This window comes from Protofrankia sp. CiP1_Cm_nod2 (assembly GCF_920664355.1).
Taxonomy (GTDB): domain Bacteria; phylum Actinomycetota; class Actinomycetes; order Frankiales; family Frankiaceae; genus Protofrankia.
Genome location: NZ_CAKKTL010000181.1, coordinates 1 through 10,394 on the forward strand (window position 1 = coordinate 1; position 10,394 = coordinate 10,394).

Consider the following 10,394-nt stretch of genomic DNA (forward strand, 5'->3'; position numbering starts at 1 on the left):
GGCCAGCTGGTCGGCCTCGCGCAGGACAGGGCCGCCGGCCCGGCCGGCGCCGGCGGGGGCGCACAGCAGGCGCCGGCCGGCCAGGCCGTCGCGGCCCTCGCCCCACCAGCGGGCGCTGAAGACGGCACTGGGACGAACGCTTCCGGGGCCGGTGCCGCGACAGCCGCCCGCGACGGGTACACGGCGATCAGGCAGGAGACGGTGTGCTCGTCCGGCAGCCGGATCGTGGAGTTCCTGCTCCCCGGCCTCGCCCACGGCTGGCCACCCGCCACCGGCCCGAAACACTTCGACACCGCCGAGGTGATCTGGCGGCTGCTCGCCCCGATGCACTCGTCCGCCGCCGGGCCCGACCTGTAGGCCGGCCCGACGGCCACCGGTCGTCGCCCGCGGAAACAACAGAGAAATAATTCCCCAACAGCAGAAATTAACAACGGATACACAATGACAGTGGGTTCTCGTATCACGACAGGCCCCTCCGTCATGCGGGGACGGTGTGCGCGGCGGCAGCCGAAGCGTCGATCGGGTAACGCTGCCCGGTTCAGGAAGCACCAGCTCACCGCAATGAGGAACAAAACAGCTGCTGTTACAGCCGCTTGTTTCCGGCCCCCGCGTTCAACAAAACCAAAGCGTTACCAGCGGTGACCGTACTCGAGAGCGCTCCGCGGCCTGCCCGGTGCGCTCGGGCGTTCCGGACGGCCGTCCCGGGCAGCCGGGTCATGCCGGGCGGAAGGAGGCGCGCAGGCTCTCGAGCAGCGTGGCCGCGGTCGCCGCCGACTGCGACGACGAGCGGGCGATCAGGACGTAGACCGCTTCCCCGGCCGGCACCGCCCGCATCACATAGGTGACCCGCTGCCCCTCGCGCAGGTACGAGCCAACCCACTCCTGGGCCTGCCCGCCGCCGGGATCCGCCACCGTCCGGGTGGTCTCCCTGGTCACGCCGGGCTGGATGGCGAACTCCGAGCCCTGGACGGCGGTGAGCGCGGCCGCCTGGTCCGTCCCGGCGACCCGGGCGACACCGACCATCTGCGGGCCGCCGGACCGCGCGTTCCCCACCGGCGGCTCGACGAAGAAGACCGCGGTGTTGTCCCGGCGCTGCTGCCAGGCCGCCGGGTGGGAGAACGTCGCCTTCTGCTGCGCGTCGGTGACGGCGGCCCAGTCCGGCGGGACGGCCGCCGTGGCCGGCGGCTGGCTCGCGGGCGCCCCGGGCCCCGCGGTGGCGCCGGCCTGGTCGTCAGGCGCCCCGGACGGCCGGGCCGTGACGGCGGCGGCACCGTCCCCACGAGCGCCGATCTTCTGCCACACGAACCCGGCCCCGCCCCCGACGGCGAAGGCGACACCGAGGATCACCACCGCGTACACCAGTCGGCGCAGCAGCCAGGGGAGCCCGCCGGCATCGCGGGAACGACCGCGGCGCGTTCCCGCGTCCGCCGTGGACCCGTCCGCGGATCGGCTCGCGGACCGGCTCGCGGACCGGCTCGCGGATCGGCTCGCGGACCGGCCTGGTGGCCGGGAGTCGCTCCGGTCCCGGTCGTCCCGGTCGTCCCGGTCGTCCCGGTCGTCCCGGTCGTCCCGGCGCCGGCCCGACTCGGCTCGGAGCGTAACGGCCTGCTCGCCAGTGGTGCTCTGCTCGGCGGCCGACGGGCCCGCTCGACGGTCGGCGCGGTCGGCGCGGTCCGGCCTGGGCCGGCGGGAGGTCGATGCCGACGTGTCGGCGCCGGCCTGCCTGGTCCGGGGCGGGGGGACACCGTCCGGGCGTCCGGGACGGTCGCTGCCCTTCCTGGACCGCAGATCCGTGAAGACCGTCATGGCGCCGGGCGCCGGCTCGTCGAGCGGCAGCGGATCCGGCGGGTACCGGGCCGGCTGCGCCGCGGCCGGCTGTGCCGCGGATGGCTGCGGTGCGGATGGCGTGGCCACCGCCGCCGCGGCGTCCTGGATGGCGGACGCCTCCCCGCCAGCGGCGTAGCCCGTCCCGAAACCGGCCGCCGGCGGCTGGTAGGCGCCGGGCCCGGGCTGATTCGCCGGATACCCGGCACCATCCGGCGGGTAGGGCGCGCCGGGCTGGTAACGGCCTGCCGGCCGCGAGCCGGGCGCCCCCGGCTGGGAGCCGCCGGAACCGCCGGGGGGTGCCTGCGGACGGGGTGCCTCCCGGTATGGATCCCCAGCGCGTGGGGCGGGGTCGACCGGTGGCGGCCCGAACGGCCTGGCCCCCGGCGCGAGCCTGGTCTGCTCCCCGTAGGGGTCGGGGGCGCCGGCCTGGGGAGCACCCGGCAGCGGATATCCGCCCGCCGGCGGGTAGCCACCGGGAACGGACCCGGCACGGTAGCCCGCCGCGGCCCCGTAGCCGGCGTCCGGTTCGTCCCGGACGTAGCCGGCCCGCGGCGGTACGCCTGGCCGCTGGGACGGGCCGGGTGACCGCGAATCCGGATACGCTCCCGGCCCCGGCGGGGGATATCCCCCGGCCGCCGGCTGAGGGCCCGCGGGCATCTGAGGGGAGATCTGAGGGGAGAAAGGCCCCTGGCGAGAATCAGGATCTCGATATGAGCCAGAATCCTGATACTGGCGGGCGTTGTAGTAGCGCTCAGCATCCTGGTTCTGGTAGGAACTCGGAGGGTAGTCACTACGGCCGGTGGGGACCGGCCCCGCGTCGGGGCGGTCCGCCGCCGCTGGCGCACCGTCCGCGATCATGGCTCGACGTGGGTTCGATGCGTCAGATCGTCGCATATCGTCCGCCATCGACCGGCCTCCTCACGATCCGCGCCCACGTCATGTGTCCCCCCATCGGTGTACCACGGCGTTGCGCTGGCGTTGCGTGCGCCCAGTTGACAAACGCCGGATCGCGGGATCCTCATCGTGTCCAGACGCCGGGCGGACACTCCGGGTTGTGGGCACCGCGGAAACCACGACCGCATACTCCTCGATCAGCTGGGTTCTTCGCGGCCAACCGGGGCTTTCGATCGCCTGGCAGCGCTGGCCACGCAAGGCGGACACCAGTCGCGAACGCCCATCCAGAGCATGATCCAGACAGGCGTGCCGCCGGGCCCGCCTCCCGGCGGGACGAGCGTACCCGACGGCGCACCCGCGCCGATCTTCCCGGCGGCCGGCGACGGACACCACCGCCGATATGACTACACATGATCATACAGTCGGCACGTCACGGCTTCGGGACCCGGCACACCCGCTCGAGCAGGAGGGCACTGACAAGGAGCACCAGCGCCGCCGCGACCCCGAGACCGGCGGTGACCGCGTCGGTGTCAGCGGTACCGAACTCCTCCAGGCGTGGCAGCGTGTAACCGAGCAGCGCCGCCCAGGCTCCCATGAGCGCGGCCCCGGTCAGGCTGCTCGCCTTCGCCAGCGCCGCCAGCCGGGCGACGGTCAACGGCAGGATCGGCCGCGTGCCCGGACGCCCCTGCAACCGGCGCCGGGTGATGGCGGCGGTCTGCGCCTCCGCCAGCCCGACGATCAGCAGCGACAGCGGTGCCGTCCGCGGGAACCGTGGCAGATCCCGGTAGGTGAAGGCCAGCAACACGTACGCCAGCACGCCGACCACCACGGCCGCCGCCACCAGTTCCCGCGCCCGCGTCGGCCTCACCCGGCCAGGCTCCACGGCGTCCGGCGGACCCCGGAGGTGTCCAGCGCGGCCACCAGCTCCTCGACCCGGCCGTGCCCGGGCAGCGCCGCGTCCGGGTCGACGTCCAGCCACGGCACGCAGACGAACGCGCGCAGGTGGGCGCGCGGATGCGGGATCAGGATGTCCGGGTCGTCGCTGGTCAGGTCACCGCAGGCGATCACGTCGACGTCCAGGGTGCGGGGGCCCCAGCGGACGGCCCGTGCCCGGTGGGCCGCATCCTCGGCCGACCGGGCCGCGGCGAGCAGGTCCCGCGGCGGTGCCGCCGGGACCAGCAGCACTGCGTTGAGGTAGTCGTCCTGCGCGGGCCCGCCGACGGGCGCGGTCTCGTACACCGGCGAGACCGCCACGGGCTCCAGCAGGCGGGTGGCGGCACGCAGCTGGGCAAGGCGGTCGCCGAGGTTCGAGCCCAGCGCCAGCACCGCCGGCGCCGGGCCTGCCGGTGCCGGCCGCCGCGGGCCCGTGGCCCCGCTCACGCCCACCGGCCCCGGGTGACGGTGACCGCGACGTCGGTGAACGGCAGCGGGACCGGCGCGGCCGGCTTGTGCACGGTCACCTCCGCCCGCAGGACCCGGTCGTCGGCCAGGCACGCGTCGGCCAGCCGGTGGGCGAGCGTCTCGATCAGGTTGACGGGCTCCCCGGCGACGATCCCGGCCAGTGTCTGGGCGAGCGTCCCGTAGTCGACGGTGGCGGTGACGTCGTCGCTGGCGGCGGCCGGCCAGGTGTCCAGCCACACCGCGGCGTCCACCACGAACTCCTGGCCGAGCTCGCGCTCCGCCGGTAACACACCGTGATAGCCCCGGACTCGCAGCCCGGTCACGGCAATCCGGCTGGACGCGACAGGCGCCCTGGCGGGGGTCGCGGCGGTCGTGACGAAGGACGTCGTGGGAGACGCACTGGAAGACGTGCCGGATGACACGCCGGGTGACGGAGAAGTGCCGGGCACCACGGCGCCGGACACGGACGCCGGCGCGTCGGCGTCCGGTGACGCGCCGGTCATACCGCACCCGTGGGCGGGAGCCGGAACGCGCCACGGGCCGGCGCGCCAGGATCCGTGACGCCAGGATCCAGTGCCCCGGAATCCGGCGCTCCAGGATCCGGCGTCCCAGGATCCGGCGCGGCGGAATCCGGCCTGGCGGGCGTCTGCTCCGCCGGCGCGGGCCCGCCATCAGCCGGCCGGGCCTGCCGTTCGCGGGCCTGCCGCCATGCCTGGACGACCCGCACCGCGTCGGCCGCGGCCCGCACCGCGTGCACCCGGACCGCCCACACCCCGTCGGCCGCCAGCAGGGCGGTCGTCGCCTGGGTCGCGCCGTCGCGCTCCCCGGCCGGGCGGGGACGCCCGTCGGCGTCCGCGAGCAGGCTGCCCAGGAAGGACTTGCGCGACGTGCCGACCAGCAGCGGATGCCCCAGCGCGGCAACGGCGTCGAGGCGGGCCAACAACGCCCAGGTGTGCCCGCTCTCCTTCGCGAAACCGATCCCCGGGTCGACGATCACCCGTTCGGGCGCGATCCCGGCGGCGAACACGACGTCGAGGCGCTCGCGCAGCTCGGCGACGACCTCGGACACGACATCACCGTAGACCGCGCGGGAGGCCATGTCCGCGCTCACACCTCTGGTGTGCATCAGAACGTAGGGCACCGCCCGCTCGGCGGCCACCGCCAGCAGGTCACGGTCGGCGGCACCCGACACGTCGTTGATGACCGCGGCGCCCGCGGCCAGCGCGGCCTCGGCGACGGCCGGACGGGTCGTGTCGACGCTCACCGCGACACCCGCCGCGGCCAGCTCCGTCACCACCGGCAGCACCCGGCGCAGCTCCTCGGCCGGATCGACCCGCCCCGCGCCGGGCCGGGTCGACTCGCCCCCGACATCGACGATGTCGGCGCCCTCGGCGGCCATCGCCAGACCGGCCCGGACCGCGTCGACCGCGGTCGGATAGGCACCCCCGTCGGAGAACGAGTCCGGCGTCACATTGACCACACCCATCACGCGGGTACGGCCCAGCGGCTCCAGAAGACCACGGCTGGCCTGCATGGACGTCATGCCCCCTACGCTAGGCCGTGTCCGCTGGATACCGGTCGACGCGGGCGGTGCCCCGGACGGCCGGCCGCGGGACAGGGGGGCCGCCGGCCCCTCGCGCACGGCGGCCGGACGACCGTGCCGACGATGCCGCACGGCCGATGACGCCGGTCGTTCACCTGGGGGCGCCGGTGGCGGTGGTGTGCAGCCGGCGGTAGGAGTAGCGGTAGACGGGGCGGAACCCGAGGGCGGCGTACAGCCGGCGGGCCGCCGTACTCGTCTGTTCGACCTGCAGGTAGGCACGGGACGCGCCCGTCTCGGCCGCCCAGTCCGCCAGCCCGGCGAGCACCGCGCGGGCGGCTCCCCGGCCGCGCGCGGCCGGCACGGTCGCCATGCTGTAGATCCCCAGCCAGTCGCCGTCCACGGTGCCGCGGCCCACGGCCACCGGCACGCCGTCCAGCACGCACAGGACGTACGCCGCGGGCACGGTGAGGTTCGCCAGCACCCCCAGCGTGCCGGCCCGCTGGCCGGCGAAGGTCGCCAGCACCTGGCCGGCGACGTCCAGCCAGACATCACCGACAGTGTCGAGCAGGATCATCCGGTGGCCGTCAGCGCTGGTGGACCCGTCAGCGCTGGTGGACGGGGAGCCGACGGCGCCGAGGGGGACGTACCCGGCGGGCCCGGCGGCCAGCCGTTCGCGGATCTCCTCGAGGCCGGCGACGCAGACGTCGGTCGGCCCGGTGTCGTCGAAACCGGCCGCGTCCAGCGCCTCGTGGATGTCCGAGGGCAGGGACACCGGTGTGATCTGGAGCGTCGGTGGCAGACCGGCGGTAGCGTAAAAATCACCGACCGCGTTCAGGGCGTCGGCGACGTCACCGACGTCGCCGCGGGCCCACACGGAGTTACCGCGCCGGGAGGAGCCGGCCGACTCCCGCAGCACCCAGCCACCCAGCCGCCGCTCGCGCAGGGGCGGCCACGCGCGATGCGCCAGATCCTCGAGCTCACGGCTGAGGTCACCGTCAACCGGTTCGCCCACCGTGGGCGCCACCAGCGCGTCCGGGACAGCCGGGCCCTGGCCGGGGTCGCCGACCGGTTCAGCAGCCATGCCGTGATCGCCACCTGCCGCCCGGGAACAAACCCGTACTGACCACCCGTCCGAGGCTACCGGGTGAAGCACGCGAGCGGACCGGGTTCCGGCCTCCGACGGCCTTCCCCAGCCCGGTCTCCAACCGGTCCCCGGCCCGGCTCCGGACGGGCTCCGGACGATCGCGCCGGCCCGGTGCGCGTCCCGCCACGGCGACAACCGCGGATGGCAACCGGCAGGCGACAACCGGCAGGCGTGTCCGGCCCCGCCATCACCATGCGCGGCCGTGCCGGATACGCAGCGCCGGGATATCGACACGCCCGGGGTACATACCGGTCACCCGACCGGCTATTCAACGCATTAGCGTGACAGCATTGCCGTGACGGCATTAGCGTGACAGCGTGCGGCCTACCGGGACGGCCGGCGGAAGAGCAGACTTTGTTACTTCGCCGTAACGGAAGCTCAACCCGCCGGGAACACCGAGGTTCTACGTTTCTTACAGTAAGATCGGACGTATCGCTGCCCGACAAAGGGGCCGGGCTCCTCCGCAGGGGCCCTTCACAGGGGGCATGGAGTCGGAAATGTTGGTGAACCCGCCACGCAACGCCGTTCTGGCAGGTGCATCACGTGATGCGATCCCGCCGCACAGCGCGCTGACTGAGTGGAAATCGCTTCACGACCAAGAGTCGTTGGAGGTCTACTCATGAGCAGACTGGTCACCCTTGTCGCCGCGGTCGACGCTCAGCCGACCCTGGAACAGACGGATTCGATGCTGACCGAGCTCGGTCAGATGCCTCGAAACGCCGTCGTTCTGGGGCTGATCGATGCCCTACTCGAGTACCGGACGCTCCTGGTGAGCCTTACCCCCTGATCGCCCGCTCCGCGCACGGGGGCCGCGCCGGCCCCCGATTCCTCGCGGACCAGGATTCCTCGAACGCGTGAAGAACCACGGTCACGCGGGCTTTCGTCCAGCCAGTCAGGTGGCCTCCTGTTACCTGGCGACGAGACCACCTGACTGGTTGGAACAACTACCACCGGGAGATCCCGAGCAGCTGCTTTCAGCGACCGGACACCAGCACGACACGGTCACCGTACGCCCCGTGCCATGGAAAACTCCGCGACACGTATCTCAGCCATGTCACGGAGCTCCGCGGCACACAGCGGTGTCCGACCGCCGGGATACCACCGTGTTACGCGGTTCCTACCGGCCGAAGCGCTGGCCCTGCTGCTGCTGCTGGCCCTGCTGCTGGCCGAAGCCGCCCTGCTGCTGGCCGCGCTGCCCGGCACCCGCACCGACGAGCTCCTGGAGACGGGTCTCCACGTAGCGCTCGCTGTGGTGGGTCTTGTCCGCGATCCGCTGCACGAGGTCGTTGACGTCGCGGGCGGCGTCCAGGTCCGCGGTGCCGACCTGGCCGAATTCGTCGAGCAGGCGGTAGCGGATCTGCTGCCAGTTCTGGCGAAGCTCCTGCTCGATCTGCTCCTGCTGCTGCTGCTGTGCCATTACGTTTTTCCTCTCGTCGTATACCGACCGAACGAGAAGTGACACTACCCCACCGGGTACTCACCCGGTCAACCCCAACAGCCAACTTCGCAGGTTGTAATTCCGCCGGTTTCCCGAGGGCGAAATGGCGGCATACCATCAAAAGAAGAAAAATAGCCAGGGAAAAGACCCTGGCCGTCCGCCACCGCAAGCGGGAGGCCCTCCGCCAAAAGTCGGGCAAATATCGGGCGGCGACCCGGCCGCGCGCGGCCACCGCGGGCCGGGAATCTGTCACGCCAGGCAGCCACGCGGCACCGGTACCGGTCACTCCCACAGTGCGCGCCAAGTGCCGACCGTACCATAAGAATCCATCCGACCCAGGTGTCCGGCCATCATTTGGCGAACTTTCCGCAAGCAGGTCACGGCGGATACTTCATGGTCTGCTGAAAGCTTCTCGAATTTCCTTCCTTCCCAGTCCCGGAAGCATTACCAAAAAATGCCCAGGAAGACGGATCAACAGATCCGGAAGCCGGTGGCGGAGCAGCGCGCCCACAGCACTGATCCGCCCCGCCGGCAATCGGTCACACGCAGCCGGACGGGTCCGTCCGGCCCAGCCGGCGACCGCCCGGGCAGCAGCCGGCCACGGATATTTCGACCCATCGCGGACCACTACCCCACGGATGACGCGGACACCGTCCCGCGCCAGTGGGCAGCATGATCCCGTGATCTCCGCGGGCGAAGGCCCCCCTCGAGCAACGGACGGGCCCCGCGCAAGGCCCCCGCGCAAGGCCCCCACGGACGGACCCTCCTCGGACGACGATGTGACGGCCGCGGCGGGAACGGCGCACGGGCCGGGCGAGGCGGTCGACGAACCGGTCCGGGCAGGCCCCACGGGCACCCCGCGAACGGCGGGCACCCATCCGGCGCGACGGTGCTCTCTCGGGCCGTGGGGGCCGAGGCGACGCGCCCCTTGCCGCCGCTGACATCGCCACCCGGCGCCACTCGGCGCCGCCTGGCTCCGCAGAGCCCTCCTGGCCCCGCAACCCGCGCTGGCGGGCGGCCCGTCAGGACGGCAACCGGCGGGCGGCGACGAATCCGGACGGCCGGACGCACGGACGGCCAGAGCCGTCCGTTGCTCCGCCGACCAGGGCGTTGTGCCCGGGCCGGCCGCCGGATGGTGGGCACAATCACGACACTTCCCAGGAACACCCACCAACAGCCGTCCGATAACATGGCGACATCGAACGGTGGATTCGTCGACGTACCCGCACCGGAGGCAAACCCGGAGGATGCGGTCCCGAGGGAGCCGCGGCCGACAGCGGACGAATGCCGCTGCGAAGACGACGTCTTCGCAGCAGGGCGACGTTCCCTGCGAGAACGGCATTCCCAGACCGGTCCCAGTGTCCTGATATTTCGCCAGAACCATGACGGCAGTCAGGATCCTGACGTTTTCTCAGGGCTGGTCATGCTCTCAGGAATAGGGCATCCAACGGACGGTCTCGTCCTGGTAACGCAGGCTGGCGAGACGGACGGCGAACTGCGCGGCCACTCTCGGGCTGCTCGCGAGGACCGGTACCACGCTCGTCGTCAGCTTCAGCTCCCGCACCGCCCGTAACACCTCGAAACCCGGCCAGCGCATGACGTCGAAACCGTACGCGGCGGCGAGCGCCGCATACTGCTCCGGCGGGTAGCCGAACCGCAGCCGCCCGACGGCCAGCGGGATCAGATCCCATTCGGGCGGCCCGTGGCAGGTGGCGTCGAAATCACATATCAGCACCTTGCCGTCACGAGCTCTGACGAGATTTCCCAGATGGGCGTCGCCGTGGACGATCCCGGCCGGCAGGGCGTACACCACGCTTTCAAGAGCGGCCTCGCAGCGGGCGGCCAGTCGTCGCAGGAACGCGAGGTCGGCGGCGGGCAGCCCCTCGGCATCGGCGAGACGTGACCGGACGTCGGCGAGCGGGTCGAAACTGGGCAGGGGAACGTCCGGCAGCGGCAGGGTGTGCAGCTGACGTAACGCAACAGCAAGATCGCCCGCTGTCGGCGGGCCGCCGGCCGTGGCCGCCCGTCCCGCCGCTGGGCCCCTCCTCGCCGCATGCTCCGGCACCGCACGCTCCGGCAGCGCACGCCCGGTGGCGGCCCGTCCGGTCGCGGCCCGCCCGGTCACCGGGAGCATCGCCGTGCCACGC

9 protein-coding genes and 1 pseudogene are annotated in these 10,394 nt (G+C 72.7%); 2 read left to right on the plus strand and 8 right to left on the minus strand.

The features are described from left to right. Positions 1-357, plus strand: a pseudogene (locus NBW84_RS17950) (plasmid partitioning protein); the annotation flags it as partial. A 357-nt stretch (positions 358-714) separates the two neighbouring features. Here the strand turns inward: NBW84_RS17950 and NBW84_RS17955 are convergent. The 6 genes from NBW84_RS17955 to NBW84_RS17980 form a co-directional block, all read right to left on the minus strand. Then, a complete protein-coding gene (locus NBW84_RS17955; protein WP_250285890.1) occupies positions 715-2,484 on the minus strand; it encodes a hypothetical protein in 1,770 nt (589 codons plus the stop codon). A gap of 667 nt (positions 2,485-3,151) precedes the next feature. Beyond that, the gene (locus NBW84_RS17960) at positions 3,152-3,589 is read right to left on the minus strand and encodes a DUF3180 domain-containing protein (RefSeq protein ID WP_250285891.1); all 438 of its coding nucleotides are present in this window, start codon (positions 3,587-3,589) and stop codon (positions 3,152-3,154) included. After that, positions 3,586-4,101 (minus strand): 2-amino-4-hydroxy-6-hydroxymethyldihydropteridine diphosphokinase, encoded by a 516-nt coding sequence (folK, locus tag NBW84_RS17965; RefSeq protein ID WP_250285892.1) that lies wholly within the window; start codon positions 4,099-4,101, stop codon positions 3,586-3,588. The genes NBW84_RS17960 and folK overlap by 4 nt, the downstream gene beginning before the upstream one ends. Further along, positions 4,098-4,445, minus strand: coding sequence for a dihydroneopterin aldolase (gene folB, locus NBW84_RS17970; protein WP_445548195.1), 348 nt, complete (start codon positions 4,443-4,445; stop codon positions 4,098-4,100). The genes folK and folB overlap by 4 nt, the downstream gene beginning before the upstream one ends. Positions 4,446-4,621: 176 nt before the next feature. Continuing rightward, positions 4,622-5,656 (minus strand): dihydropteroate synthase, encoded by a 1,035-nt coding sequence (gene folP, locus NBW84_RS17975; protein WP_250285898.1) that lies wholly within the window; start codon positions 5,654-5,656, stop codon positions 4,622-4,624. A 160-nt stretch (positions 5,657-5,816) separates the two neighbouring features. Continuing rightward, positions 5,817-6,746 carry a GNAT family N-acetyltransferase gene (locus tag NBW84_RS17980; protein WP_250285893.1) on the minus strand — a complete coding sequence of 310 codons (930 nt, stop codon included), beginning with the start codon at positions 6,744-6,746 and terminating at the stop codon, positions 5,817-5,819. A gap of 682 nt (positions 6,747-7,428) precedes the next feature. Here NBW84_RS17980 and NBW84_RS17985 point away from each other — a divergent pair. Then, positions 7,429-7,596: a hypothetical protein gene (locus NBW84_RS17985; protein WP_250285894.1), complete on the plus strand. Its 168-nt coding sequence runs from the start codon at positions 7,429-7,431 to the stop codon at positions 7,594-7,596. Positions 7,597-7,926: 330 nt separating this feature from the next. On the opposite strand, the gene NBW84_RS17990 is transcribed toward NBW84_RS17985, so the two are convergent. Further along, positions 7,927-8,226, minus strand: coding sequence for a hypothetical protein (locus NBW84_RS17990; protein WP_250285895.1), 300 nt, complete (start codon positions 8,224-8,226; stop codon positions 7,927-7,929). Positions 8,227-9,676: 1,450 nt separating this feature from the next. Next, positions 9,677-10,394: phosphotransferase family protein (locus NBW84_RS17995; protein ID WP_250285896.1), on the minus strand; the 718-nt coding region annotated here is incomplete at its 5' end.

Excerpts from the sequence above, each read along its gene's own strand:
- NBW84_RS17985 (WP_250285894.1), top strand. The coding sequence starts at position 7,429 with ATGAGCAGACTGGTCACCCTTGTCGCCGCGGTCGACGCTCAGCCGACC.
- NBW84_RS17955 (WP_250285890.1), bottom strand. The coding sequence starts at position 2,484 with ATGCCCGCGGGCCCTCAGCCGGCGGCCGGGGGATATCCCCCGCCGGGG.
- folP (WP_250285898.1), bottom strand. The coding sequence starts at position 5,656 with ATGCAGGCCAGCCGTGGTCTTCTGGAGCCGCTGGGCCGTACCCGCGTG.
- NBW84_RS17990 (WP_250285895.1), bottom strand. The coding sequence starts at position 8,226 with ATGGCACAGCAGCAGCAGCAGGAGCAGATCGAGCAGGAGCTTCGCCAG.
- NBW84_RS17980 (WP_250285893.1), bottom strand. The coding sequence starts at position 6,746 with ATGGCTGCTGAACCGGTCGGCGACCCCGGCCAGGGCCCGGCTGTCCCG.